Here is a 25,146-nt window from a genome sequence, read left to right as displayed (position 1 = left end):
CCTCAATCGTCCCGCGTCAGGACTTCCAACAACTCGATCTCAAAGCGCAGATGACTGTTGGGCTTGATATGTGCGCCCATCGACCGCTCGCCATAAGCCAAATGCGCCGGCACGAACAAGCTGCGCACACCGCCCACCTGCATGCCCATCAAGCCCTGGTCCCAGCTTTTTCGTATATTACACCTCAAAGTCTTAGCAGGCTCAGCAGCCAACTCAGGTTGTCCGGGTGTGAGATACTGATGGCGTTATGCCCAATACTCACCTTTCACGAATCGCGACGAGTCAGTACGGATGCTATGAATACAGAAGACTTTAGGAAAGCAATAGATGCTGATGACGGACTGAAGAGTAAAAGAAGAAATTTATTCTTACTTTCCTTGCTACTACTTGCAATTGTAGTTAGCGGTGCAAATATCAAAGAGGCCAGCAGTCTAATTTTTAAAATTGAGTTTACAAATCATGAGAACTTACAATGGCTTTTGATTGCAGGTATTGTTTATAGCATTGTACGCTACTACGCATACTCGGAAATTTACCGCAATGAGCTTTTCAGGATATGGTCTAAAAAACTTATCAACGACCCCACAGTATACTTCTATGACCAGCAAAAAGAGGAGGTTAAGGGCTTAGTGGAAAAGGCCGTGGACGTTTGGGGTGGTGATGAGCCGGGGTTATTAGAGCCGGAGTACAGGAGAATAGGCTTATTAAGAAGAGTTATTGCCTATCCAACAAAACAAGAAGATCCGGAGCACGGACTTATTTACTTCAAGAGATATATAAACCTCAACAAGTACGACAGCAGATGGAAACGCAAAGACTTTTTGCTTCTTCTCTGGATTGAGCTGAGGTACAGAGCGAGTGCTTGGGTGGCACAAAGGGAGACTCTGGATCTCGTGGCACCATACCTATTGGCCTTTATTGCACTTGGCGCCTTCTTCTACAAGAAATTTTCCTAAAAAGAAAAGCTCGCCAATATGGCTAACCTCAATACATCAATTGCGTAAGGTATACCAGCATGGCTAAAGATGATCCTAAGCAGACACTGAGCTGTTTCAAATACCGCAGCGGCGTGAGCGCCCTCAGGTGCCTTGTAGATGGGACGCTTTACTTCGCAAAGCCGGTGGAACTGAACGACATACTTGAAACCAAGTTCGATCACGCGCAACCCGAAGCATTCAGTAGAATCTATCTCGACACGATCTCGGAAGTAAGTCAGAACCGTGGTGGCCCTCGCTTATCATCCGGTTATCCGTGCCCTCCTGATTTTATTGCGATAAACACCGAGGAAAACGAACGATTCAGGCAGTCCTGCGACAATATAGGTATATTTTCAGCCGCACGCCGCCCAAACGATCAGGCTATGTGGGCGTACTACGCTGAAAACTGCCAAGGCGTTTGCTTTGAATTGGAGTGGTCAGCCTCAATTGTGCAAGAGAGCCAATTGTTGCCGGTAGACGTTACGTACAGCAGGGTCGCTCGTCAGCACAACCGCGCAGAAGATTGGCGTACGGTCTTTCTTGACCTAGCGGAAAAGAACCCTAGCTTGAGCCTTCAAGAACTTTACGAACTCTCACTTGAAGAGCAGTTTCGCCGTAGGATGGGTATTCTTTCCACTGCACGAGTAACGTCGGTCAAACATACAGATTGGGCACATGAGAGGGAGATAAGGTTACTTTCGGGTAAGGCAGGTGCTCGCCCATTACTCAAGTCGGTTCTTAAGCGCGTCCACTTTATGCGAACCGATGGTGCTCAATGGGGACCTATAATGCAGGAGCTTCATATGAACTACCCCCAGGTAGAGCTAGCCCAATGGACATTCCACCACGGTGAAATTACTGCTTCTGCACAAAGCATGATGTTCAAGACAATTCCAGTGACAGATATTAAATAATCTAAGGGAAAAATTGACGACAGAGGGTCGTTATATTCGGTATTTAACCCGCCGCTCGTCACTGGAAATACTGCGTGATTTGGAAACAACCTCATGCCTGTGGCCTTCTAAGCTTCTACAGAGGATGTTGTAGAAGCGTGAATGACAGACCTCATTGAGATGAAAATCCCGCAAGGGCGGGATTTTTTCTTCCGGGCGGATCAGTTGTCATCGTCCTCCTCAGACATCGGCTCCTCACGTTGAGCAGGGATATAGCCCCATTCGTTCCAGTTATCAGGATCGTTGTACGGGTCATTGTCGCTCATAGATTGTTCCCTCAATTGTTAAGCACGTCCGGTGAGTATATACGGCTCGGGGTTTGCTTCGGCAGTTATCGGTGTTCAGCGATGAAGAGCTTGTAGACAAATGCATCGAAGACCTTGACCGAATCCTGTTGAAATCCACAAACATAAAAGAAAAAATATCACCCTACATCGGACGTAAACAAGCGGTCGTGCAACGCTGGATGAACGATAAAAACGCACTGGGTTGCGCAAAGCTTTACCGTGCAGGCACTTACTACAACGCTATGAAACTACTGCAATATAATCGTAACTTCTCTCATAAGTCAGGCCTTTACCTCTGCGGGGAGTCTTTCTCCGTCGATGCAGGCTGGACGGAACCCTGTTTCAGAGGAGCAGTGGATACCGTGATAAACATTTGCAACAAAACCCGTGCAACATTCAACGGAGGTTTTACTATGCATGACTATCCCACCTACAAAGCCGAACCGTAAAAGAAAGAGACTACAACGCAACGGGAATCGCCCGACTTTCAATTAAACATTTGCTCGCCTCTTATAAACACCCAACCGATTTCCGGTTGTATAACAATAAGAGGTCATCTCCATGAGCGAACCAGCAAGCCCTGCACGCGTAGCGGTCATACAACTTGATCCACAGGTTGGCATGAATAACCGAGCCAATAACTTGCATCAAAGTCTTGCACTGGCAACCGAAGCCGCAAACGGCGGAGCCAACCTGATCGTGCTGCCTGAGCTCACCAATTGCGGGTATTTTTTCAGCAGTCGCCAGGATGCTTTTGATCACGCCGAACTGGTTCCAGACGGCACCAGTGTGCAGGCGTGGATAGATTTTGCCTGCAGGCATCAGGTTTATCTGGTGGCTGGCCTGTGCGAAATAGACGGTATGCAGTTGTTCAATACGGCCGTGCTGCTAGGTCCTGACGGGTTTATCGGCAAATACCGCAAAGCGCATTTGTGGAACCTGGAAAAGCTTTGGTTCACCCCTGGCAATACGGGCTTTCCAGTGTTTGAAACGCCGATCGGCCGTATTGGCTTGCTGATTTGTTGGGATATCTGGTTCCCGGAGGTGCCCCGCATTCTTGGCCAGCAAGGTGCCGATATTATTTGCAGCCTGAATAACTGGGTGTGGACGCCACCGCCGCTATTCGATGAGGCAGGCAAATGCATGGCGTCATACCTGACGATGACCGCCGCCCACGTCAATAATGAGTTTATCGCCGCCGCCAGCCGCATTGGCGAAGAGCGTGGAGCGCGCTACCTCGGATGCTCGTTGATTGCCGGCACCAACGGCTGGCCGATTGGCGCGGTAGCTTCGGCCAATCGCCAGGAAATCCTGTTCGCGGACATTGATGTCACCAGCGCCCGCAGTGCTCCGATCTGGAACAGCCTCAATGACCTGCAACGTGATCGACGTAATGATCTCTACGATCAAATGCTCGGTTACTCCCACCACCCTGCCCTTCCACGTTGATCGGAGGGCACAGCATGAAAACACTCATTACCGAAACGAGATCCGGCTGTTCCTGGATGGACATCACCGTCCTGATGCTGGGGTTGAGTAGCGTACTGCTGGTGCTTTGGGTAGCGCTGAGCACTCAAGGCTCATGGCCGGGCTACGCCGAGATGGTCGCGAGCCTGCCCCATCCGGTTGCGTGGCTACGGTGGATACTGGGGGATATCAGTGAAGTAGCCTTCTACAAGCATGAACTTGCATCACTCGGCTTGCTGGGCGGCGCTTACATGGCTTGGTGGGCAAGCAAGCACGGTAAAACCTGGCAGGGATTTTCCATTTCCTACGGAACGGGACTGTGGCCTTGGCTGATAACCAGTTCACTGTTGGGGCTACTGCTGAGCAATCTACTGTGGGGCTGGAGCGTCACCGCACAGACGTGGCAACCGACGTTCGCGGCGTTCGTCTCATTACCGGCGGCGATGGTGCTGATGTTCGGTGGCGGCTGGAAAGTTGCGATAAACGGTGCGGTGCTGGGCGCATTGCTGGTGACGCCTATGTGCTTGTTGATCGTGAACTTCGTGTGCGTACCGCTAGGTCTTCCAGTGGTTATCGGCAACGTGGTGGGCATGGCCGTCGGCAGTGTCATAGCGTTTGTACTGTGTCGTAGAGTGCCCTTGCTGGTGCGTTCCGACTACATCGCCCCCGCCAGACCGGCGCCTGCAAAACCGCCTACTTACGGGATAGCCTGGAGCCTTCGGCGGGTGCTGGCAGACTTTTCCGAAGCGCCGTTTTTTGGGAACGAACTCGCCAGTCTCGGGTTGCTGGCAGGCGTGTTATTGGCATACGCCCTGAACCCCGTCAGCCCGGCGTATGGATCAGGCCTGGTCTTGCCGCTGCTGGGCGCCCAGGCGCTGACATCGTTGTCAGGTGTCGTGATCTGGCGAAAACAGTGGATCAAACGAGGCTGGTACCCAACCTACGTTCCACTGGTATCCGTCGTGCCTGCGGCTGTATTGACCCATGGTGGTAGTTGGACAGTCATTGCTTCGAGTGCACTGCTCGGGGCGCTGATCGCGCCGCCATTGGCCTGTGCGATTGCAGCGCGCGTGCCCGCACACGTTCACCCGTATATAGGTAATGTCACTTCAATGGCGTTGAGTACATTGATGATAGTGCCGCTGGTAGGTTGGTTAGTTCAAGCGTAAGAGCCTTCCCACGCTGCGTGCCTCCTGCAGCGTGGGAACAGCTTTTGGTCTCTCACAACCACCGCCAAAACCGACTCCAGAATCCCCGCCCCAAATCATCCTTACACCCCGCATATTGCTGCGCATACATCTGCGAGCGCGCCTGTACCTTGCTGGCCACCGGCGGCAACCAGGCTTTGCTGGCGTAGGTGCGCTGGCGGTAGCCGCCCCAGCCTTCGTGGTAGTTCAGGTACTGGCCGTAGGCGTCGTATTTGTACACGCCGTTGACGCTGTAGGTCTTGTCCATGTACCAGCCGACAAAGTCGATGGCGTCGTCGAAGTCATGGCGACTGGCGCCGCTGCGGCCGGTGCTTTTGCGGTAGTCGTTCCACACCTCATCCTTGGCCTGGGCGTAACCCGCGGCGGTAGAGACGCGGCCCCAGGGGATGATCCACAGCAGGTATTTGCGTGGGGCCAAGGCGTCCTGATGGAAACCCGACTCTTGGTACATGATGGCGAACGGCACCTGGATCGGCACGCCCCAACGCTTTTGCGTGACTTTAGCGGCGTCGTACCAGTCGTCCTTTTCACGGAAGATGCTGCAGAGATCGTTGGGGTTGCGTGGCGGTGAAGTACCGCACGCCGCCAACAGAGAAGAGAGGAGTAACAGTCCGACGGCTTTGCCTGCGCTCAAGGGGCACCTGTGTGTCATACGCGTAAAAGGCCGCCAGTTTACGCGTATCACACTCAAGTACAGCGCTGTCGTGACGGGAAAAGCGGCGTCCTTGCCACTCGCCCCAAAGGTTTAAGCCAACGGCACGCGACGGTTGGTCAGCGCCAGGCGACCCACAAAAAAGCTCAAGGCCGCACCCAGCAACAGCATGGCCAAAGTGCTCCAGGCAGCGCGGGACAGTTGCTTGGCGGCCACTTCGGCGGCTTCACGGGCTTTTTGTTCAGCCTGTTGTTTCAGCTCATCGACCTTCTGCATGGCCTGTTGATAGGCCTGGGCGTAGTTGTCGACGATCTGCGTGGCTTCTTCCTTGCTCTTGCCGGTACGGGCAGCCACGATGTTGACTAGGGCTTCTTTATCGGCCGCGTTCAGCGCAGGCTCACCGGAGGCTTTGACGCGCTCGAACCATTGCTTCAGCGCATCGCCGGCCTGGGCAGGGTCGGTCGCTGCGGCGGTGGCGGACTGTTTGCCATCGGCGGCGGCCTGGTCGGTCTTCTGCTCGACGTTAGCCGGGTCCAGTTCAGGCTTGCCGCTCTGCTTGAGCAAGGTATCGAGTTCGCCTTGCAGGCTGTTCCAATCCAACTGGATACCCTGCTCGTTCAGTTGTTGCTTGATGCTGTCACCAATGCCTGGCGCCGCCGCGGCGATACCACTGCCTGCAGCCGACAGGCCTTTACCGACCACATTGCCGGCAGTGCCGACGACACTGGCGGCCAAGCCAGCCAGCAGCCAGGTGGTGAGCAAGGTGGTGACGGTCCAGGTCAGCACGCCGTGCAGGCCGCCGCGATCCGGTGCCGTGCGGCCGGCGACAAACGCGCCAACGCCGATGGCAACCAGCGTGGAGACGAACAGCCAGATCCCTGCCCCGGTGCCGAAACCGCTCAGCGGGTTACCGGCTTCCATGGGGTTGACCGCGCTGGCACCGATGGCCGTGCCCAGCACACTGAGTACCAGATAGGTCACCAGGCCAATTGCACTACCGGCGAGCACCGAGCTCCAGGACACACGAAACAGCGAGCGATTGGTTTCATAGACAGTGGTCATACAGAGGTCCTTCACACGTTATGGGAGCAAGGCGAAATGCCTTGATGGGTGTGAGTGTGGCGAAACGACATACGTTCAGTCGTGGCCCAAATGCACCAGGTGGCCTGGTGCATTCGCACTCCCCTCCCTGCACTTTCTCTGCACTATCCTGATACCCGGGTGTCGTACTTTCATGCACCCAAAACCCGGAGATTCTATGACCCAGGATGTTCTCGCCAAAGAAACCAACCGTCGCCAACTGCAGCAAATAATCTCCGGTGTGTCCGACGGGATCATCCTCGCTGAGGTCGACCAGACCATCCTCTGGGCCAATGAAGCCGCACTGAACATGCACGGCATTGATGACGTCACGGCACTGGGTGCCAATACCCAGGCCTACGCCGAACACTTCGCCCTGCGCTATCGCAACAATCATCCGGTGCTACTGGAAAACTACCCCCTCGCCCGCGTAGCCGCAGGCGAAGAGTTCAGTGATGTGGTGGTCGAATGCACCCCCATCGCTGACGCCGATAAGACCTGGGTCCATCGCCTGCGCAGCCTGATCATCACGGACTCGCACGGCGAACCGGAATTGCTGGTGCTGATCCTCAGCGACGCCACCGAATGGGCGAGCGCCGAGCAGCGGTTCGAGAAAACCTTCAACGCCAATCCGGCGCCCGCGGTGATCTGCCGCTTGAGCGACCTGCGTTACATCAAGGTGAACCAGGGTTTTCTGGAAATGACCGGCTACAACCGCGACCAAGTCATCGGCAAATCCGTGTATGAACTGGACGTACTGGAACAGGCCGAACGCAAGGACCTGGCCATCCAGCGCCTGGGCGAAGGCGCGACCATCCCGCAAATGCAGGCCGAACTGAGACTGCCCGAAGGTGGCAGCAAACTGGTGATCGTCGCCGGCCAGCCGCTGGACATGAACGAAGAGGACTGCATGCTGTTTTCCTTCATGGACCTGGAGCCGCGACGCAAAGCGGAAATCGCCCTGCGCCAGAGTGAGGAACGCTTCGCCAAGTCTTTCCGCCTGACCCCGGTGCCCACCCTGGTGTGCAGCGCCGCCAACCGCCAGGTGGTGGACATCAACGAAGCGTTCATGAGTCTCACCGGCTATACCAGCGAGGAACTGATCGGCAAGTCCGTCGAAGACATCGACTTCATCGACAGCCCCCAAGCGGGTGCGCAGTTGTTCACCAGCCTGGAAAAAGCCGGCAATCTCGACGGCCAGGACCTCAAGGTGCGTAAAAAAGGCAATGAGGTGATCGACTGTGTGGTCTCTGCCGACACCGTGATCATCCAGGACGTGCCCTGCTACTTGCTGGTGATGATGAACATCACCGAACGCAAACGCTCGGAACTGGAACTGGTGGCCGCCATCGAAGAGGTGATGCAGGACGCCTCCTGGTTCAGCCAGACCCTCATCGAAAAACTGGCCAACGCCAAGAGCGTCAACAGTCCCAACCAACCCAATATCAGCTTTACCGACCTCACGGCCCGCGAGCGCGATGTGCTGGGCTTGATTTGCGAAGGCCTGGCCGACAAGGAGATCGCCTCGCGGCTGAAACTGGCGCCCAATACGGTGCGCAATCATGTCGCCACGGTGTACTCGAAACTGGGGGTGCACAGCCGCAGCGCAGCCATCGTCTGGGCCCGTGAACGCGGGCTGTTTGCGGGCGAGTTGCGTCTAAAAAAGTAAACCCTTTAAGTGCAAATGCACTAGTGCACCTAGTGCGAATTCGCCTTATGGCGCCAGGGGCCAGTCCTTAACCTTCAAGGGTCGAAACTTATGCCTTGAAGGAAACAGCATGTTTACCCTCTCTCAATTGCGAAATTGCATCGAAGAAGGCCTGTCGCCGCTGACGTGTGAATTCACGTTGTGCCGGGATGCGTCCCTGACGCTCAAGGTCTACGACGCTGAAACCGGCCGCGTGGATTTGGTGGTGACCGGGATCAGCACGAACCGGCTGCAGACCCCGCAAGAAGTTGAAAAGATGGTCGAAGAGCTGCGCTACGAATTGCAATGCAACAACGTGGGTAAGCTCACGCTGGATGATTTGCCTTCAGCGACGCAACAATAAGCTCAGCGTGCGGGGGTAGCTTCTTAGTGGAGTAGGCAGCCCCTGCTTTCTTCGCTGGGAAGGTAACGCGGTTTTTGAAGCCGGTTACCTCAACCCGGAGCCGCTACGATAACCACCGTCACTTCTTGACGGGGGTGATCTCCAGGATGGTGCCGTTGGTGGTCTTGAGCAGTACGAACTTATCGCCTACCCGCGTCCATTGGCTGTCTTCTTCAGGCTGCTTGAGACCGCGTTTTTTCCAGTCGCTGACGGCCGATTCCTTGCGCATCAGCATATCCGGCGCGCGATCACCTTCTTTCAAGTCACGGGCGTTGATATTCGAAGGTTGCACGGTTTCCTGAGGGGTATCACCGGCCTGCACGATAAAGCTGGCGGTGGACAGGCTCGTGGCGACCAGCAGGCAAGCGATCAGGGATTTGGATTTCATGGGTGCTCCGTCAATGAATGATGCGTACCCAGGTTCGGACCGCTGCCACGCGCGATCATTCAATCAAGCAACACGCCACCTGTGGCGAGGGAGCTTGCTCCCGCTGGGTTGCGCAGCAGCCCCAAAAAGCAGAACCGTGTACTCCCTGAACAGACGCGGCGTATGAATTGGGGCCGCTTCGCAGCCCAGCGGGAGCAAGCTCCCTCGCCACAGGTGACATGCTTTCATAACCAGGCAGCGTCCCATAGAGGGTAGTCACCCACCAAGCCTGCTCGCAGGGCATTACCGATGATGTAGCGCACCACCCCCCGTGGCGAGGGAGCTTGCTCCCGCTGGGTTGCGCAGCAGCCCCAAAAAGCAGAACCGTATACCTCCTGAACGAACGCGGCGTAGGAGTTGGGGCCGCTTCGCAGCCCAGCGGGAGCAAGCTCCCTCGCCACAGGTGACATGCCTTCATAGCCAGGTAGCGTCCCATAGAGGGTAGTCACCCACCAAGCCTGCTCGCAGGGCATTACCGATGATGTAGCGCACCACCCCCCGTGGCGAGGGAGCTTGCTCCCGCTGGGTTGCGCAGCAGCCCCAAAAAGCAGAACCGTATACCTCCTGAACGAACGCGGCGTAGGAGTTGGGGCCGCTTCGCAGCCCAGCGGGAGCAAGCTCCCTCGCCACAGGTGACATGCCTTCATAGCCAGGTAGCGTCCCATAGAGGGTAGTCACCCACCAAGCCTGCTCGCAGGGCATTACCGATGATGTAGCGCACCACCCCCCGTGGCGAGGGAGCTTGCTCCCGCTGGGTTGCGCAGCAGCCCCAAAAAGCAGAACCGTATACCTCCTGAACGAACGTGGCGTAGGAGTTGGGGCCGCTTCGCAGCCCAGCGGGAGCAAGCTCCCTCGCCACAGGTGACATGCTTTCATAACCAGGCAGCGTCCCATAGAGGGTAGTCACCCACTTGCTCCACCAAGCCTGCTCGCAGGGGATTACCGATGATGTAGCGCGCGATTTGGATAAGGTCTTCTTCGGCACGCGCGGCTCGATCATGGTATCCGCTTTGCCAAAAAGCGCCCTGTGTGCCGCAGGCTCGATTGATCGTCAGCGTACTCCTCGATTTCACCCGCTGCATAACCTGGGGCAGCGACGCGTCCTGCAATTCAAACAACCAATGGAAATGATCCGGCATGATGACCCATGCGAGTGATTCAACCAGGCCGAGGTCATGGGCCTGCTTGAGTTCCGCAACCAGCAACCGCCCCAGGTAAAAGTGGGTAAATACGGGCCGCCGTTGATAAACCACCGCGGTCACCAAGTAGGCACGACCTGTTTCTGAGTAACGACCACGACGTAACAAATGAGAGCTGGGCTTCTGAAGCAACTCAATGCTCCTGGCGATTGATAATCTGATCAACTCAACCTAGCAGTCCGCGCCCATCGCCCTGCTCAATTCAATTTCCTCATATTTCCTTCCCCCCCTGTGGCGAGGGAGCTTGCTCCCGCTGGGTTGCGCAGCAGCCCCAAAAAGCTAAACCGTATACCTCCTGAACGAACGCGGCGTACGAGTTGGGGCCGCTTCGCAGCCCAGCGGGAGCAAGCTCCCTCGCCACAGGAACCCCCTCATCCTGCAGCCCCCATTGCCCGCATGAAATAAATCCTGTAATTTTTCATGAAATTAATCGAAATAAATTTCATGAACCAACAAGAAGAACTCGCCACTCTCGCGGCGTTGATCCACGATCTGCGCAAGCACAAGAAGCTCACCCTCGCCCAGCTCGCGCAAAAAATTGAGCGTTCCGTGGGTTTCCTGTCCCAAGTCGAGCGCGGCCTGTCGCGACCGACGGTGGCCGATTTGACCGCCATCAGCCACGCACTCGACGTGCCCACCACCTACTTCTACAGCCAGCCCAAACCCAAGGCCGTGGACTGGATCACCCGCCCCAACGAGCGGCGCACCGTGTATTACGCCAATGGCATCACCGACATCCTCGTCTCACCGAGCATGAACGGCGCGTTCTCGATGCTCGACAGCCTGTTGGCCCCTGGCGCCAACAGCGGCGAACAAACCATGAGCGATCGCGCCGAGCAGGCCGGTTTTGTGCTGGAGGGCGAATTGACGCTGTGGGTAGAAGGTGAGGCCGATCCGGTCACCCTTGCCCCCGGCGACAGCTTTCACCTGGCCAGCTTCGCCCATTGCCGCTACGCCAACCTCACCGACCTGCCCGCCCGCGTGTTGTGGGTTTACAACTAGGAGCAACACCCGTGAAAAGCCATGCCTCCACGTTACTGGCCGAAGTACGGACCTTTCGCCAGAACCATCCCGATGTACGTTATGTCGACCTGATCGCCCTGGACATTCCCGGGCATTTCTACGGCAAGCGCTACCCCATCGAGATGCTGGAAAAAGTTGCCGCCGGCAGCCCGTTGAAGCTGCCGCAGAATGCCGTGTTGCTGGGGGCTCAGGGCGGGTTGTTCAAGATTGGCGACTACTGCTTCAACGACGGTGACCCGGACGCCAACCGCCGCCTGGTGCCGGGCACGCTCAAGCCGGTGAGCTGGGAATCACAGCCGTTGGGCCAGATGCTGATGACCTCCGATGGCACCGACGCGCCCATCGAATTCGAGCCCCGCGAAGTCCTGGCCAAGGTGCTGGAGCGCCTGCAGCACAAGGGCATCCACCCAGTGGTGGCGTTTGAGCTGGAGTTCTACCTGTTCGACAAAACGTTGGATAACGGCCTGCCGCAATTCGCCCGCGACCCGCTCAGCGGCGATGCCGACGACCAGCCCAACTTGCACATCGAACGGCTGTCACGCTTCAGCGGCGTGCTGGATGACATGGCGCAAACCGCCAAGGACCAGGGCATCGATATCACGGTGATCACCGCCGAACTCGGCCCCGGCCAGTTCGAGATCAACTTCGGCCACCTCGACGACGGCCTGCGCGCCGCCGACTGGGCCGCCCTGTTCTGCCGCAGCACCCGTGGCGTGGCGCTCAAGCAGGGGTACCGCGCCAGTTTCATGGCCAAGCCTTACCTGCAATTCCCGGGCAGCGGCATGCACGTGCATGTCAGCCTGTATGACGGCGCGGGCAACAATGTGCTCGCAGCCCATCAGCAGCAGCCCCTGCGCCACGCCGTGGCCGGGTGCCTGGAATTGTTGCCGCACTGCATGCCGATCTTCTCGCCCAACCACAACGCCTTCCGCCGCCTGGGCGGCACGGTGAATGCCGCCACCCGCGCCAGCTGGGGCTTTGAAGACCGCGACGCGTGTGTGCGCATTCCCGAGTCCGACCCACGCAACCTGCGCGTCGAGCATCGCCTGGCCAGTGCCGATGCCAACCCGTACCTGGTACTGGCGGCGATCCTGGTGGGCCTGGAGCATGGCCTCGACGCCAAGCGCGAACCCATCGCCCCGCTGAACGAGGACCGTAGCAGCGGCAGCGACTTCCCCCTGGAAATGCTCGAAGCCGTACGCGCCATGCAGCATCAAGCGGTGTTGCGCGATAAGCTGGGCGCCGAATTTGTCGACGTGTACTGCGAGAACAAACGCCAGGATCACCTGGCCTTTCAACAAGAGATCAATGCGCGGGAATACCGCTGGTTTCTTTAACCGCCCCTGGAATCATCGATGACCGACCAAGCTGCCCCGGCGCTGAAGGAAATTTTCAACGTCGAACGCCTGCAACACATTGCCAGTGAGATGACGGCGGTGTACCCGGCGTTCGACGCCAAGGGCTTCCTCAAGCACGCCAAGGCCGGGCTGGCCGAGTTATCGGTGATGCAGCGCATGGCGCGGGTCAGCGAGAGCCTGCATGCGGTGATCCCGCTGGACTACCCGCAAACCCTCACGCTGCTCTACGCCTTGGCGCCACGCCTGAACAGTGGGTTTGTCAGCCTGTTTTTGCCGCACTACGTGGCGAGCTATGGGCGGGATGACTTCAAGCGCTCCATGGCCGCCCTTAAATACTTCACAACGTTTGGCTCCGCCGAATTCGCCATCCGCCACTTTCTGCTGCACGACTTCCAGCGCACATTGGCGGTGATGCAGGCGTGGTCGCAGGATGACAACGAACACGTGCGCCGCCTGGCCAGCGAAGGGTCGCGGCCGCGCTTGCCCTGGTCGTTTCGCTTGGCCGAAGTCCAGGCTGACCCTGAGCTGTGCGCGTCGATCCTCGACCACCTCAAGGCCGACAACAGCCTGTACGTGCGCAAGTCCGTGGCCAACCACCTCAACGACATCACCAAGGACCACCCGGAGTGGGTGCTCAGCCTGATCGAAGGCTGGAACCTGGAGAACCCTCACACCGCCTGGATCGCCCGCCATGCCCTGCGCAGCCTGATCAAGCAAGGCAATACGCGTGCATTGACCCTGATGGGTGCAGGCGCCAAGGCCGAAGTGAAGATCCACCATCTCATGGTCACGCCAGCGGTGATCAACCTCGGCGAACGCATCAACCTGTCCTTCACCCTGGAATCCACGGCCCCGGCCCCACAGAAGTTGGTGGTGGATTACGCCATCGACTACGTGAAGAGCACCGGCCACGGCGCGGCGAAGGTGTTCAAGCTCAAGGCATTCAGTCTGGGTGCCGGAGAGCAGCAGCACATTCGGCGCGAACAGCACATTCGCGACATGACCACCCGCAAGCATTACCCTGGCCGGCATGTGGTGCATGTGCTGGTGAATGGGGAAAGGCTGGGGAGTGCCGAGTTTGAGTTGCGCGCCTGACCGGGTTCAGTGATTCCACACAAATCCAATGTGGGAGCAGTATTGATCCGGTTTCTTCAGTTGGTTTCGCCCAGCAACAAGCCTTGCTCACGCGCGCACAACTCCACCACGTAGTCCCACAACACCCGCAGCCGCACCGACTTATGCAACTCCCGGCGCGAGCTGATCCAGTAACTGCGCTGGATCCCCTCCCCCGGCAGCAACGGCACCAGCTCCGGGTCGCCGGCTGCCATGAAGCACGGCAACACCGCGATCCCCAATCCGGAGCGCGCCGCCTGGTGCTGGGCGATCACGCTGGTGCTGTGGAACACCACCTTGGGGTTGCGGCAGAAGCTGCTGAGGAATTTGAGCTCCTGGCTGAACAGCAGGTCGTCCACGTAATCGATCCACGCATGCGCCGCGAGGTCTTCGCGTTTTTCGATCGGCGGGTTGCGGTCCAGATAGGCACGGCTGGCGTAGAGGGCCAGGCGGTAGTCGGTGAGTTTGCGTGTGACCAGTTGATCGACGCTCGGGCGTTCGAGGTGGATGCTGATTTCCGCTTCGCGGTTGAGGATGCTGACAAAGCGCGGCACCGCCACCAGTTCCACTTCCAGGCCGGGGTAGCGGTCGAACAGGCCGCCCATGCGGCTGGCCAGGAACATCACGCCCAACCCTTCGGCCACCCCGAGGCGGATCTTGCCCAGGGGCGCGGCGGAGTGGGTGAGTTCGTCTTCGGCCAGCAGCGCGACGTTTTCCATGGCTTCAGCGTGCTTGAGCAGGGCTTCGCCGGCGGGGGTCAGTTCGTAGCCCTGGGCATGCTGCACGAACAGTGCGGTGCCGAGGCTTTTCTCGATCGCCTCGATATGCCGGGCCACGGTGGCATGCGTGGTTTTCAGGCGTTGCGCGGCGGTAAGCAGGCGGCCGCTGCGCTGCAACTCAAGAAAGTACCGCAGGTCGTTCCAGTCGAACATGACGCCTCCATTGAATGAGCCTCGGCTACGCTGTTTAAAAACGCACAGCAGCTGGGTAAAAACTAACATTTTTAAGACGAAAACTAACAACTAGGATGGAACCAATAAGAAAAACAAGCGAGGCCTCAGATGCCCTTTGCAACTGCTGAATACGATTACATCGTAGTAGGCGCCGGCCCCGCGGGCTGCCTGCTCGCCAATCGACTGTCCGCCAACCCCGCCCATAGCGTGCTGCTGCTGGAAGCCGGCGGCCGCGACAATTACCCCTGGATCCATATCCCCGTCGGCTACCTGTTCTGCATCGGCAACCCGCGCACCGATTGGTGCTTCAAGACCGAAGCCCAGGAAGGCCTGCAAGGCCGTGCGCTGAGTTATCCACGCGGCAAGGTGCTGGGCGGCTGTTCGTCCATCAACGGCATGATCTACATGCGCGGCCAGGCCCTGGACTACGACGGCTGGGCGGCAGAAGGCAACGCAGGCTGGGCCTGGAAAGACGTGCTGCCGCTGTTCAAGCAAAGCGAAAACCACTTTGCCGGCAGCTCGGAGTTCCATAGCGACGGCGGTGAATGGCGGGTCGAGCAACAGCGCCTGCACTGGCCGATCCTCGATGCGTTCCGTGACGCAGCGGCGCAGAGCGGCATTGCCAACCTCAACGATTTCAACCAGGGCGACAACGAAGGCTGCGGCTACTTCCAGGTCAACCAGAAAGCCGGGGTGCGCTGGAACGCAGCCAAGGCGTTTCTCAAGCCGGTCCGCCAACGCCCCAACCTCACAGTGCTGACCGACGTGGACGTGGATCGCGTGCTGCTGGAAAACGGCCGCGCCTCCCAGGTGGTCGCGCGCGAGCACGGCCAGCAGGTCAGTTGGAAAGCGCGCAAGGAGATTGTGCTGTGCGCCGGCTCCGTGGGTTCACCGGGCATCCTGCAACGCTCCGGGATAGGTCCCTCCAACGTGCTAAAGCCATTGGGCATCGAGGTACTGCACGAGTTACCGGGCGTGGGCGGCAACCTGCAGGATCACCTGCAACTGCGGCTGATCTACAAGCTGGAAAACGCCCGCACGCTCAACCAGATCGCCGGCACCGTATGGGGCAAGATGGGCATGGGCCTGCGCTACCTGTACGACCGCAGCGGCCCGCTGTCGATGGCGCCCAGTCAGCTCGGCGCATTTGCCCGCTCGGGCCCGGAACAGGCCTCGGCCAACCTTGAATACCATGTGCAACCGCTGTCCCTGGAGCGCTTTGGCGAACCGCTGCATGCGTTCCCGGCGTTTACCGCCTCGGTCTGCGACTTGCGCCCGCAAAGTCGCGGGCGCATCGACATTCGCTCGGCCAACCCGGCGGATGCACCGCTGATCCGTCCCAACTACCTCAGCCATCCGGAAGACTTGCGTGTGGCCGCCGATGCGATCCGCCTGACCCGCCGCATCGTTGCCGCACCGGCCCTGAGCCAGTTCAAGCCGGTGGAATATCTGCCGGGCGACTCGCTGCAGACCGAAGAGGAACTGCACGAAGCCGCCGCGCGCATCGGTACGACCATCTTCCACCCGGTCGGTACCTGCCGCATGGGCAGCGATAAAGAGGCGGTGGTCGATGCGCAACTGCGGGTGCATGGCGTCCCTGGGTTGCGCATCGCCGATGCGTCGATCATGCCGCGCATTACCTCCGGCAACACCTGTTCACCGACGCTGATGATCGCGGAGAAAGCCGCGCAGCTGATCCTTTCGCCGCCTACAAGGAGTCTCGCCCCGGAGAAAGAACTGGTTCATGCAATCTGAATAGCGGCGCCAAACCTGGCGCCGACAGTGGAACAACAATAAATAATCACTGTGAGGGCTACCCGATGTCAGAACATGCTCAACCCCTGGGCTCGGCGGTTACCGCCAGCACCGGCAACGAATCGAGAAAGGTCATCTTCGCCTCGTCCCTGGGGACGGTGTTCGAGTGGTATGACTTTTTCCTCTACGGCGCCCTGGCGGCGGTGATCAGCAAGCAGTTCTTTGCCGGGGTCAACGACACCACGGCGTTTATCTTCGCCTTGATGGCCTTCGCGGCCGGCTTTGTGGTGCGACCGTTCGGGGCACTGGTGTTTGGCCGGTTGGGCGACATGATCGGGCGTAAATACACCTTCCTCGTCACCATTATTTTGATGGGCGTGGCGACCTTCTGCGTCGGGCTGTTGCCGACCTACGCCAGCATCGGCATTGCGGCGCCGATCATCCTGATCGTGCTGCGCATGCTTCAAGGCCTGGCCCTGGGCGGCGAATACGGCGGCGCGGCGACCTATGTGGCCGAGCATGCGCCTGCGGGCAAGCGCGGGTTTCACACCAGCTGGATTCAATCCACCGCGACCCTCGGCCTGTTGCTCTCACTGCTGGTGGTGCTGGCCTGCCGTTACTTCACCGGTGACCAGTTCGAAGTGTGGGGCTGGCGCATTCCGTTCCTGTTTTCCATCGTGCTGCTGGGCATTTCCACCTGGATCCGCATGAGCCTGCATGAGTCGCCGGCGTTCCTGAAAATGAAAGAGGAAGGCAAGGTCAGCAAGGCGCCGATCCGCGAGTCCTTCGGCAAATGGGAGAACCTCAAGATCGTGCTGATCGCCCTGTTCAGCATCAACGGCGGCCAGGCGGTGACCTTCTACGCGGCGCAATTCTACGTGCTGTTCTTCCTCACGCAGTTCCTGAAAATGGACCCGGCCCTGGCCAACATGTTGTTGATCATCAGCGTGGTGATCGGCGCACCGTTCTTTATCTTCTTTGGCTGGCTGTCGGACAAAGTGGGCCGCAAGCCGGTGCTGATGCTCGGCCTGCTGCTGGCCACCGTGCTGTACTTCCCGATCTTCAAGAGCCTGGCGCACTACACCAACCCGGCGATGGACCAGGCCAGTCGCCAGGCACCGATCACCGTACTGGCCGATCCGGCGACCTGTACCTTCCAGTTCGACCCGGTGGGCAAGGCGAAATTTGACAGCCCATGCGACAAGGTCAAGACCTTCCTGGTCAAGCAAGGCCTGCCCTACAGCAGCGCCGTGGCACCTGCCGGCAGCCCGGTGCAGGTGAGCGTGGGTGACGTGCGTATCGACGGCTTTGACGAAAAAGCCCTGCGTGGCGCCGTGACCCTGGCCGGCTACCCGTCTTCGGCGGATGTGGCCCAGGTCAACAAGACCATGGTGGTGGTGCTGATCGTGGCGCTGATCCTGATCGCCGCCATGTGCTACGGCCCGCTGGCAGCGCTGATGGTGGAACTGTTCCCGACGCGCATCCGCTACACCTCGATGTCCCTGCCCTACCACATCGGCAACGGCTGGTTTGGCGGGTTCCTGCCGACCGTGTCGTTTGCCCTGGTGGTGTACACCGGCGATATCTTCTACGGCCTGTGGTACCCGGTGGTCGTGACAGGGGTGAGCCTGATTGTGGGGATGGTCTGCCTGAAAGAAACGCGGCATGTGGATATCGATAACAACTGACCCGTAACAGCGGATTTTCAACCACTGAAGACCGCCTGTGGGAGGGGGTTTGCCCCCCTCCCACTTTTATTCCCCAGCGCCTACATAAATTGCTGTACATCCATACAGATAACAGTTGCTCAAATCCCTCAGACTAAGCATCCTGCAAGGCATCAACCCCATCTGATGTGATGACCATGCGGCTGTACCTCTGTGAAAAACCCTCCCAGGCCAAGGATATTGCGGCCGTGCTCGGCGCCAGCCGCCGGGGCGACGGTTGCTGGCTGGGCAATGGGGTCACAGTCACCTGGTGCATCGGCCACCTGTTGGAAACCGCCCCGCCCGATGCGTACGATGCCAAGTACAAACGCTGGGTGCTGGCCGACCTGCCCATCGTCCCGGAAAAATGGAAGATGCTGGTCAAACCCAAGACCGCCAGCCAATTCAAGGTGGTCAAGCGCCTGCTGGGCGAAGCCCAGGAATTGGTGATCGCCACCGACGCCGACCGTGAAGGCGAGATGATCGCGCGCGAGTTGGTGGAGCATTGCCGCTATCGCGGGCCGATCCAACGGCTGTGGCTGTCGGCGCTCGACGATGCCTCGATTCGCAAGGCCCTGGCGGCCCTCAAACCCGGCGCCGAGACCTTCAGCCTGTATCACTCGGCCCTGGGCCGCTCCCGCGCCGACTGGTTGATCGGCATGAACATGAGCCGCCTGTTCACGCTGCTCGGGCGCCAGTCCGGTTACCAGGGCGTATTGCCCGTAGGTCGGGTGCAAACGCCGACCCTGCGCCTGGTGGTGGACCGCGACCGCAGCATTGCGGATTTCGTGCCGGTGGCTTACTGGGCCATCGATGTCGACCTGCACCACGAGCGCATGACCTTCACCGCCCAATGGCGCGCGGCCGAGGAGGCCTGTGATGACCAGGGCCGCTGCCTCAACCCGCAACTGGCGCGTGACGCCGCCGATGCCATGGCCAATGCCGCCACGGCGCGACTGGTGAAGCTACGCACCGAACGCATGCGTGAGGTCGCGCCCCTGCCCTTCGACCTCGGCACCCTGCAGGAAATCTGCTCCAAGAAACTCGGCCTCGGCGCGCAGGAAACCCTGGATATTGCCCAGTCGCTGTATGAAACCCACAAAGTCATCACCTACCCCCGCAGCGATTGCGGCTACCTGCCGGTCAGTCAGCACAGCGAAGCGCCGAAAATTCTGGCTGCGCTGGGACGCGCTGATGCAGCGGTAAACGCATTGATGCCGTATATCGATCCCCAGCGTCGCTCGCGGGCGTGGAACGACGCCAAGGTCAGCGCCCACCACGGCATCATCCCGACCGGTGCCGGCAAGGAGGTCGGGCAACTGACCGGTAAGCATCGTGCGGTGTACACATTGATTCGCGCGCGCTACCTGGCGCAGTTCCTGCCCAACCATGAATACGATCGCACCCAAGCGGATTTCGACTGTGCGGGCCAAGCATTGCGTGCGGTGGGCAAAGTGGTGATCGAGCCGGGTTGGAAACGCGCCCTGCCCGAAGCGCTCGCGCCGACCAAGGGCCGTGAAGCGCCTGTGCCGCAGGCATTGCCGACATTGGTGCAGGGCCAGGATTACGCGGTGGCCAAGGTCAACCTCAAGGACCTCTGGACCCAACCACCCAAGCCCTTCACCGAAGGCGACCTGATCAAGGCGATGAAAAACGTCGCCAAGCTGGTGGAAGACCCGCTGCTCAAGCAAAAGCTCAAGGACACCACCGGCATCGGCACCGAAGCCACCCGTGCCGGGATTATCCAAGGGTTGCTCGACCGAGGTTACCTGGTGAAGAACGGCAAGGCGCTGTCGGCGACACCGGCGGCGTTCAGCCTGATCGACGCGGTGCCCCGCGCCATCGCCGACCCTGGCACTACCGCGATCTGGGAGCAGGCGCTGGACATGGTACAAAGCGGCGAAATGAGCCTGGAAGAATTCGTCGCCAAACAGGCGGCCTGGATGAGCAAGCAGGTAGCGCGCTGCAATGGCATGCGCATGACCATCACCGGCCCGGCCAGCCCGGCAGGTCGAGGCGCCACGCCGTGGAAAAACAAACGCAAGAGCGCGCCACGCAAGACGACAGCCAGCCCCAAGCGGGCAAAAAAGCCGACAAATGCTGGGTGAATACTGAAAAAAACCGGCGAATGACGCTTTTCGACGGGTTTAACGCCGCTTTGGACCTTGCCTCGGCGTGGGCCGTCTAGGATTCTGTAAGGGGACCCTGACTAACTAACAACAACACCGGAGTGGCCGCCATGAAAACCGTTGCACAAGTGCTCAAAAGCAAGGACCAGAAAAACCAGGAGGTCCATACCATCAAACACGACCACACCGTGTTTGAAGCACTGGTCCGGATGTCGGAGAAAAACGTCGGGGCCTTGCCGGTCATCAAGGAAGGCGTGGTGGTAGGGATCATCAGCGAACGTGATTACGCACGTAAACTCATCCTCAAAGGCCTGTCGTCGGTCACCACTCGGGTCGATGAAGTCATGAGTTCTCCGGTGATCACCGTCGACTCCCATAAAAAGGTCGATGAGTGCATGAACATCATGACCGACAGTCACCTGCGTCACCTGCCGGTGGTCGAAGACGGCAAACTGCTGGGCCTGCTGTCCATCGGCGACTTGGTCAAAGAAGCCATCGCCGACCAGGCTGACCTGATCAAACAGCTGGAGCAGTACATCCGCGGCGAATAGGGGACCCCATGCTTGACACGCTGGAACATCAAGAGGACCACCTCGACACCCTGCACCGGGCCATGGCCGAACGGCGTTTTCTGGTGTTGACCGGTGCGGGGATCAGCACGTCGTCGGGCATTCCCGATTACCGCGACAGCGAAGGCGTGCGCCGAGGCCGGGCACCGATGATGTACCAGGAGTTCCTCGCCACCCCGCAGGCACGTCGCCGTTATTGGGCACGGGCGATGCTGGGGTGGCCAAGGGTACGCATTGCGCAACCGAACCAGGCACACCTGGCGTTGGCAACCTTGCAGCAGCGCGAGCGCATCAGCGGGCTGATCACACAAAACGTCGACACCCTGCATGATCAGGCCGGCAGCCACGATGTGATCGAACTGCACGGCAGCCTGCATTGGGTGCTGTGCCTGGACTGCCAACAGCGCAGCGAGCGCGGTGTGATCCAGCGGCAGATGGAAATCGACAATCCCTATCTGGCGCAAGTCCATGCCGTGCAGGCCCCGGATGGCGACACCTTGCTCGACCCAGCCTTTGAAGAACACTTCCACGTCCCCCACTGTCCCCATTGCAATGGCGAGCGCTTGAAGCCGGATGTGGTGTTTTTTGGTGAGAACGTCGCGCCGGCGACAGCGGCCAGGGCGATGGCTGCGGTAGGACGTGCCGAGGGGTTGCTGGTGGTAGGGTCATCGCTCATGGCCTATTCGGCGTTTCGCTTGTGCAAAGCGATGGTCGACCACGGCAAGCCCGTGATTGCCATCAACCTGGGCAAGACCCGGGGGGATGAACTGCTGCAGGTGAAAATCGAGGCATCGTGCGAGCGGTTGTTGCCGTTGTTGGTCGATCGACTCGGCTAGCACAACCACATTGAACGGTGTTGAGTTTGCCCTCTCAGTCTCGCGACCCACCGCACAAAAAATGACGCTCAAGTCACGTTTTCCCGCATTCTCCCGTCCCTACAGCAATTTGTGTAGTGAGCAAAAATAATCACTACATAACCGTTGACGTAACGATTTTGTCCTTGCATTATCGAGACGTCTCCCGGATCGGGAGCATTGGCAACCAGCGTTTTGAACAAGCTCGTCTGACCGCCGAGCTGTTTTTTCCGGATGTGCACTGCCCACAAGGCGGATTGATGAAGCTGACCGGCCCAAAGGGCTTGGTACAAGGCGCTCAAATGCGGCTTGTCTTCGTTATGAAAGCATTGCGTAGCAGCTCATCAGCAAGACTACATGCATCAGGTTCAAGACCCTGCCCGTATTCGGCAGACCGTTGCTGACGCCCGGTTTTCGCAACCGGAGACAACTAACGAAGTTTTAACGAACCAACTGATAGATCGCCAACTGGTCAAGGGGCTTACACATGAATCTGAACAACCAACCAACTATCGATGAATTGGCTGAGATGTTCGCAGCGCAGAAAGACACACTCGACGACCATATCCTGTGGATTGGCAAATCGGGCGAAGTGCAACTTGACTGCCTGGAGCCCAATACCGAAGAGGCCGAGTTCGACCGCAATCACCGCGAACTGGCAGCGCGCCTGAAGGTTTACCGTCGCGGCCAGGGTTATGTTGGTAAGAAAGCGGCAGCCGATCGTAATTTTATCGAGCAAGTCTTCCACACACTTAACACCGAATGGCAGAACCTCAAGGGCCAATCGCACGTTAAGGTAATTGATAGATACTGCTGATAAGAAACTAATTAACACATTAAGTCCGCCCGGTAAGCCGAGCGGACTTTTTTATTGCCATCGTTATTCTGTTATCAACAACAGCCGGCGCCTGCAGTGATCAGAGCGGAAACCGGCCTTTCGCGGCCTCATCCTGAAAAATATCAAACAACGCCTGCGCCGCCGCTGACAGCTCATGCCCCGGCTTGGTCAATACCCCAATCGGTCGCTCGATCACCGGGTCGGTCAAAGTGATGCAATGAGCACCCGCCTCTTCCATCTGCCGTGCGCACAACGCGGGTACCGCGCTGACGCCAAGCCCGCTGGCAACCATCTTGCCCACCGTCGCCAATTGATGGCTTTCCAGTGCGACCGGCAGCTTCATCTTTAGAGCGCCCAAGTGTTCTTCCAGCATCACCCGTACCGTGGACGGCCGTTGCAAGGTGATGAACGGCTGCTCCAGCAAGGTATTCCAATCGATTTCGGCACACCCCGCCAACGGCGAATCACCGGGCACCACAGCGATGAAGCGGTCCAGGTACAACGGCGTGAACGCCAGCGACGACCCTTCTGACGGCTCGAACGCCACGCCCAACTCCACCTGGCGGTCACGCACCATCTCCAGCACCTGCTCGTTGATCAAGTCATGCACCGTCACGTTCACCTGCGGGTAACGTGCGCGGAATATCTTCAGGATCGGCGGTAACAAGTTGCCCGCAAACGACGGCATCGCCGCGACCGTGACTCGCCCACGCTGCAGCGTGAACCGTTGGCGCAGCTCATCCTCGGCGTTGTCCCAATCGGCAATCAGCCGGCGTGCCAGCGGAAGCAGGGATTCGCCTTCGGGTGTCAGCGCTACATTGCGCGTATTGCGGCTGAACAGGCGCCCACCCAGGCCTTCTTCAAGGCCCTTGATGGTCAGGCTCAGCGCCGACTGGGAAAGGTGCAGGCGCTCGCAGGCGGCAGCAAAACTCAGGCTCTGGGCCACGGCGAGAAACGCGCGCATCTGTTTGACGGTCATGAGGTTGCTCCGGGCGGCGGGTCGACTATGCTGTTTTCTAAATCAATCAACCTTAAAAAACAACTTAACAAATCAATCCGTCGGAGCAACACTCGGTTCATTGGCTGGCCCACACACAAGAAAAAGAGGTGCATATGGCAGGTTTCGATAAACGCGTGGCGTCCTATGAAGAAGCGCTGGCAGGCCTGGAAGACGGCATGACCGTGCTCTCCGGTGGTTTTGGCCTGTGCGGCATTCCGGAAAACCTCATCGCCGAGATCAAGCGCAAAGGCACCCGCGACCTGACCGTGGTGTCCAACAACTGCGGCGTCGACGGTTTTGGCCTGGGCGTGCTGCTGGAAGAAAAGCAGATCAGCAAGGTGATCGCCTCCTACGTCGGCGAAAACGCACTGTTCGAGAAGCAATTGCTCAGCGGCGAAATCGAAGTGGTGCTGACCCCCCAAGGCACCCTGGCCGAGAAAATGCGCGCAGGCGGTGCCGGCATTCCCGCTTTCTTCACCGCTACCGGCGTCGGCACCCCGGTCGCCGAAGGCAAGGAAACCCGCGAATTCAACGGCCGCCCGTACCTGATGGAAGAATCCATCACCGGTGACTTCGCCATCGTCAAAGGCTGGAAAGCCGACCACTTCGGCAATGTCATCTATCGCCACACCGCTCAGAACTTCAACCCGCTGGCCGCCACCGCCGGCAAGATCACCGTGGTCGAAGTCGAAGAAATCGTCGAACCGGGCGAGCTGGACCCGGCGCAGATCCACACCCCTGGCATCTACGTCGACCGGATCATCTGCGGCACGTTCGAGAAGCGCATCGAACAGCGCACCGTGCGCAAATAATCCGCCCCCAGCCCGAACAATAAGGACTCATAAAATGGCTCTTACCCGCGAACAAATGGCTCAACGCGTCGCCCGCGAAATGCAGGACGGTTTCTACGTGAACCTGGGCATCGGCATTCCGACCCTGGTTGCCAACTACATCCCCGAAGGCATGGAAGTCATGCTGCAATCGGAAAACGGCCTGCTCGGCATGGGACCGTTCCCGACTGAAGAAACCATTGATGCCGACATGATCAATGCCGGCAAACAGACCGTGACCGCGCGCATCGGTGCGTCGATTTTCTCCTCGGCCGAGTCCTTTGCAATGATCCGTGGCGGCCACGTCGATCTCACCGTGCTTGGTGCGTTTGAAGTCGACGTACACGGCAACATCGCCTCGTGGATGATCCCCGGCAAGCTGGTCAAAGGCATGGGCGGCGCCATGGACCTGGTGGCCGGTGCAGAAAACATCATCGTGATCATGACCCACGCCTCCAAGGACGGTGAATCCAAGCTGCTCAGCCAATGCAGCCTGCCGCTGACCGGTGCGAACTGCATCAAGCGTGTGCTGACGGACCTGGCATACCTGGAAATCGAAAATGGCGCTTTTGTCCTCAAGGAACGCGCACCTGGCGTCAGCGTTGAAGAGATTGTGAGCAAGACCGCCGGTAAACTGATCGTCCCGGACCACGTTCCAGAAATGCACTTCCAGTGAGG

23 protein-coding genes and 2 pseudogenes are annotated in these 25,146 nt (G+C 58.8%); 18 read left to right on the top strand and 7 right to left on the bottom strand.

The genetic code is table 11. The features are described from left to right. Window positions 1-2: 2 nt before the first annotated feature. Window positions 3-170: pseudogene (locus tag QCBJ_RS13735) on the bottom strand (FKBP-type peptidyl-prolyl cis-trans isomerase); the annotation flags it as partial. Window positions 171-296: 126 nt separating this feature from the next. Here QCBJ_RS13735 and QCBJ_RS13730 point away from each other — a divergent pair. The 5 genes and pseudogenes from QCBJ_RS13730 (at window position 297) to QCBJ_RS13710 (ending at window position 4,853) form a co-directional block, all read left to right on the top strand. Beyond that, window positions 297-956, top strand: coding sequence for a hypothetical protein (locus QCBJ_RS13730; RefSeq protein WP_102061031.1), 660 nt, complete (start codon window positions 297-299; stop codon window positions 954-956). Between the two features lie 59 nt (window positions 957-1,015). Beyond that, entirely contained in the window at window positions 1,016-1,891 is an 876-nt protein-coding gene (locus QCBJ_RS13725; protein ID WP_102061030.1) for a DUF2971 domain-containing protein, read from the top strand. A gap of 355 nt (window positions 1,892-2,246) precedes the next feature. Next, a pseudogene (locus QCBJ_RS13720) lies at window positions 2,247-2,666 on the top strand (FAD-dependent oxidoreductase); the annotation flags it as partial. A gap of 112 nt (window positions 2,667-2,778) precedes the next feature. Beyond that, window positions 2,779-3,666: a nitrilase family protein gene (locus tag QCBJ_RS13715; protein ID WP_102061029.1), complete on the top strand. Its 888-nt coding sequence runs from the start codon at window positions 2,779-2,781 to the stop codon at window positions 3,664-3,666. Between the two features lie 14 nt (window positions 3,667-3,680). Then, window positions 3,681-4,853 carry a hypothetical protein gene (locus tag QCBJ_RS13710; RefSeq protein ID WP_177410662.1) on the top strand — a complete coding sequence of 391 codons (1,173 nt, stop codon included), beginning with the start codon at window positions 3,681-3,683 and terminating at the stop codon, window positions 4,851-4,853. Window positions 4,854-4,905: 52 nt separating this feature from the next. On the opposite strand, the gene QCBJ_RS13705 is transcribed toward QCBJ_RS13710, so the two are convergent. Both QCBJ_RS13705 and QCBJ_RS13700 read right to left on the bottom strand, forming a co-directional pair. Beyond that, window positions 4,906-5,526 carry a hypothetical protein gene (locus tag QCBJ_RS13705; protein WP_012723408.1) on the bottom strand — a complete coding sequence of 207 codons (621 nt, stop codon included), beginning with the start codon at window positions 5,524-5,526 and terminating at the stop codon, window positions 4,906-4,908. 111 nt (window positions 5,527-5,637) lie between these two features. After that, window positions 5,638-6,606 (bottom strand): hypothetical protein, encoded by a 969-nt coding sequence (locus QCBJ_RS13700; RefSeq protein ID WP_102061028.1) that lies wholly within the window; start codon window positions 6,604-6,606, stop codon window positions 5,638-5,640. Between the two features lie 196 nt (window positions 6,607-6,802). Here QCBJ_RS13700 and QCBJ_RS13695 point away from each other — a divergent pair, with 196 nt between their 5' ends. Together QCBJ_RS13695 and QCBJ_RS13690 are read left to right on the top strand one after the other, a co-directional pair. Next, a complete protein-coding gene (locus QCBJ_RS13695) occupies window positions 6,803-8,293 on the top strand; it encodes a helix-turn-helix transcriptional regulator (protein ID WP_064055491.1) in 1,491 nt (496 codons plus the stop codon). Window positions 8,294-8,402: 109 nt separating this feature from the next. Then, window positions 8,403-8,675 carry a DUF1652 domain-containing protein gene (locus QCBJ_RS13690; protein ID WP_012723405.1) on the top strand — a complete coding sequence of 91 codons (273 nt, stop codon included), beginning with the start codon at window positions 8,403-8,405 and terminating at the stop codon, window positions 8,673-8,675. Between the two features lie 118 nt (window positions 8,676-8,793). Here QCBJ_RS13690 and QCBJ_RS13685 read toward each other — a convergent pair whose 3' ends face one another. Together QCBJ_RS13685 and QCBJ_RS13665 are read right to left on the bottom strand one after the other, a co-directional pair. Further along, complete coding sequence (locus QCBJ_RS13685; RefSeq protein WP_012723404.1) at window positions 8,794-9,102, bottom strand: RcnB family protein; 309 nt, start codon at window positions 9,100-9,102, stop codon at window positions 8,794-8,796. 911 nt (window positions 9,103-10,013) lie between these two features. Next, window positions 10,014-10,472 carry a transposase gene (locus QCBJ_RS13665; RefSeq protein WP_102061027.1) on the bottom strand — a complete coding sequence of 153 codons (459 nt, stop codon included), beginning with the start codon at window positions 10,470-10,472 and terminating at the stop codon, window positions 10,014-10,016. A 312-nt stretch (window positions 10,473-10,784) separates the two neighbouring features. Between QCBJ_RS13665 and QCBJ_RS13660 the strand changes: the two genes are divergently transcribed. The 3 genes from QCBJ_RS13660 to QCBJ_RS13650 are packed head-to-tail and all read left to right on the top strand — an operon-like array spanning window position 10,785 to window position 13,816. Beyond that, window positions 10,785-11,342: a helix-turn-helix domain-containing protein gene (locus QCBJ_RS13660; protein WP_102061026.1), complete on the top strand. Its 558-nt coding sequence runs from the start codon at window positions 10,785-10,787 to the stop codon at window positions 11,340-11,342. Between the two features lie 11 nt (window positions 11,343-11,353). After that, window positions 11,354-12,700: a glutamine synthetase family protein gene (locus tag QCBJ_RS13655; protein ID WP_102061025.1), complete on the top strand. Its 1,347-nt coding sequence runs from the start codon at window positions 11,354-11,356 to the stop codon at window positions 12,698-12,700. Between the two features lie 18 nt (window positions 12,701-12,718). Next, window positions 12,719-13,816, top strand: coding sequence for a DNA alkylation repair protein (locus tag QCBJ_RS13650; protein ID WP_102061024.1), 1,098 nt, complete (start codon window positions 12,719-12,721; stop codon window positions 13,814-13,816). Window positions 13,817-13,872: 56 nt separating this feature from the next. Here the strand turns inward: QCBJ_RS13650 and QCBJ_RS13645 are convergent, their stop codons facing one another. Continuing rightward, complete coding sequence (locus QCBJ_RS13645) at window positions 13,873-14,766, bottom strand: LysR family transcriptional regulator (protein ID WP_046035923.1); 894 nt, start codon at window positions 14,764-14,766, stop codon at window positions 13,873-13,875. Window positions 14,767-14,895: 129 nt separating this feature from the next. Here QCBJ_RS13645 and QCBJ_RS13640 point away from each other — a divergent pair, with 129 nt between their 5' ends. From QCBJ_RS13640 to QCBJ_RS13615, 6 genes are all read left to right on the top strand, one after another. After that, window positions 14,896-16,542 (top strand): GMC family oxidoreductase, encoded by a 1,647-nt coding sequence (locus QCBJ_RS13640; RefSeq protein ID WP_102061023.1) that lies wholly within the window; start codon window positions 14,896-14,898, stop codon window positions 16,540-16,542. A gap of 65 nt (window positions 16,543-16,607) precedes the next feature. Beyond that, the gene (locus QCBJ_RS13635) at window positions 16,608-18,230 is read left to right on the top strand and encodes an MFS transporter (RefSeq protein WP_012723397.1); all 1,623 of its coding nucleotides are present in this window, start codon (window positions 16,608-16,610) and stop codon (window positions 18,228-18,230) included. Window positions 18,231-18,406: 176 nt separating this feature from the next. Next, on the top strand, window positions 18,407-20,356 hold the full coding sequence (locus QCBJ_RS13630) for a DNA topoisomerase III (RefSeq protein WP_102061061.1): 1,950 nt from the start codon (window positions 18,407-18,409) through the stop codon (window positions 20,354-20,356). A 131-nt stretch (window positions 20,357-20,487) separates the two neighbouring features. Continuing rightward, window positions 20,488-20,928 carry a CBS domain-containing protein gene (locus QCBJ_RS13625; protein ID WP_012723394.1) on the top strand — a complete coding sequence of 147 codons (441 nt, stop codon included), beginning with the start codon at window positions 20,488-20,490 and terminating at the stop codon, window positions 20,926-20,928. Between the two features lie 8 nt (window positions 20,929-20,936). Continuing rightward, window positions 20,937-21,782, top strand: coding sequence for an NAD-dependent protein deacetylase (locus tag QCBJ_RS13620; protein WP_102061022.1), 846 nt, complete (start codon window positions 20,937-20,939; stop codon window positions 21,780-21,782). A 505-nt stretch (window positions 21,783-22,287) separates the two neighbouring features. After that, a complete protein-coding gene (locus QCBJ_RS13615) occupies window positions 22,288-22,617 on the top strand; it encodes a hypothetical protein (RefSeq protein WP_012723392.1) in 330 nt (109 codons plus the stop codon). 100 nt (window positions 22,618-22,717) lie between these two features. Here the strand turns inward: QCBJ_RS13615 and QCBJ_RS13610 are convergent, their stop codons facing one another. Continuing rightward, window positions 22,718-23,617 carry a LysR family transcriptional regulator gene (locus QCBJ_RS13610; RefSeq protein ID WP_102061021.1) on the bottom strand — a complete coding sequence of 300 codons (900 nt, stop codon included), beginning with the start codon at window positions 23,615-23,617 and terminating at the stop codon, window positions 22,718-22,720. Between the two features lie 134 nt (window positions 23,618-23,751). Between QCBJ_RS13610 and QCBJ_RS13605 the strand changes: the two genes are divergently transcribed. Next, entirely contained in the window at window positions 23,752-24,450 is a 699-nt protein-coding gene (locus tag QCBJ_RS13605) for a CoA transferase subunit A (protein WP_010211319.1), read from the top strand. Window positions 24,451-24,484: 34 nt separating this feature from the next. Then, window positions 24,485-25,144, top strand: a complete 660-nt coding sequence (locus QCBJ_RS13600; protein WP_032886654.1) for a CoA transferase subunit B — start codon at window positions 24,485-24,487, stop codon at window positions 25,142-25,144. The last annotated feature ends 2 nt before the right edge of the window (window positions 25,145-25,146 follow it).

Origin of the sequence: Pseudomonas sp. QC2 (assembly GCF_002859085.1) — a bacterium.
GTDB classification, from domain to species: Bacteria; Pseudomonadota; Gammaproteobacteria; order Pseudomonadales; family Pseudomonadaceae; genus Aquipseudomonas; species Aquipseudomonas petroselini.
Note: the sequence above shows the minus strand (reverse complement) of the source record. Positions and strands in the feature narration are given on the sequence as shown.

Excerpts from the sequence above, each read along its gene's own strand:
- QCBJ_RS13630 (WP_102061061.1), top strand. The coding sequence starts at position 18,407 with ATGCGGCTGTACCTCTGTGAAAAACCCTCCCAGGCCAAGGATATTGCG.
- QCBJ_RS13620 (WP_102061022.1), top strand. The coding sequence starts at position 20,937 with ATGCTTGACACGCTGGAACATCAAGAGGACCACCTCGACACCCTGCAC.
- QCBJ_RS13730 (WP_102061031.1), top strand. The coding sequence starts at position 297 with ATGAATACAGAAGACTTTAGGAAAGCAATAGATGCTGATGACGGACTG.
- QCBJ_RS13700 (WP_102061028.1), bottom strand. The coding sequence starts at position 6,606 with ATGACCACTGTCTATGAAACCAATCGCTCGCTGTTTCGTGTGTCCTGG.
- QCBJ_RS13635 (WP_012723397.1), top strand. The coding sequence starts at position 16,608 with ATGTCAGAACATGCTCAACCCCTGGGCTCGGCGGTTACCGCCAGCACC.
- QCBJ_RS13650 (WP_102061024.1), top strand. The coding sequence starts at position 12,719 with ATGACCGACCAAGCTGCCCCGGCGCTGAAGGAAATTTTCAACGTCGAA.
- QCBJ_RS13600 (WP_032886654.1), top strand. The coding sequence starts at position 24,485 with ATGGCTCTTACCCGCGAACAAATGGCTCAACGCGTCGCCCGCGAAATG.
- QCBJ_RS13625 (WP_012723394.1), top strand. The coding sequence starts at position 20,488 with ATGAAAACCGTTGCACAAGTGCTCAAAAGCAAGGACCAGAAAAACCAG.
- QCBJ_RS13710 (WP_177410662.1), top strand. The coding sequence starts at position 3,681 with ATGAAAACACTCATTACCGAAACGAGATCCGGCTGTTCCTGGATGGAC.
- QCBJ_RS13715 (WP_102061029.1), top strand. The coding sequence starts at position 2,779 with ATGAGCGAACCAGCAAGCCCTGCACGCGTAGCGGTCATACAACTTGAT.
- QCBJ_RS13605 (WP_010211319.1), top strand. The coding sequence starts at position 23,752 with ATGGCAGGTTTCGATAAACGCGTGGCGTCCTATGAAGAAGCGCTGGCA.
- QCBJ_RS13615 (WP_012723392.1), top strand. The coding sequence starts at position 22,288 with ATGAATCTGAACAACCAACCAACTATCGATGAATTGGCTGAGATGTTC.
- QCBJ_RS13660 (WP_102061026.1), top strand. The coding sequence starts at position 10,785 with ATGAACCAACAAGAAGAACTCGCCACTCTCGCGGCGTTGATCCACGAT.
- QCBJ_RS13725 (WP_102061030.1), top strand. The coding sequence starts at position 1,016 with ATGGCTAAAGATGATCCTAAGCAGACACTGAGCTGTTTCAAATACCGC.
- QCBJ_RS13645 (WP_046035923.1), bottom strand. The coding sequence starts at position 14,766 with ATGTTCGACTGGAACGACCTGCGGTACTTTCTTGAGTTGCAGCGCAGC.
- QCBJ_RS13690 (WP_012723405.1), top strand. The coding sequence starts at position 8,403 with ATGTTTACCCTCTCTCAATTGCGAAATTGCATCGAAGAAGGCCTGTCG.
- QCBJ_RS13685 (WP_012723404.1), bottom strand. The coding sequence starts at position 9,102 with ATGAAATCCAAATCCCTGATCGCTTGCCTGCTGGTCGCCACGAGCCTG.
- QCBJ_RS13640 (WP_102061023.1), top strand. The coding sequence starts at position 14,896 with ATGCCCTTTGCAACTGCTGAATACGATTACATCGTAGTAGGCGCCGGC.
- QCBJ_RS13610 (WP_102061021.1), bottom strand. The coding sequence starts at position 23,617 with ATGACCGTCAAACAGATGCGCGCGTTTCTCGCCGTGGCCCAGAGCCTG.
- QCBJ_RS13695 (WP_064055491.1), top strand. The coding sequence starts at position 6,803 with ATGACCCAGGATGTTCTCGCCAAAGAAACCAACCGTCGCCAACTGCAG.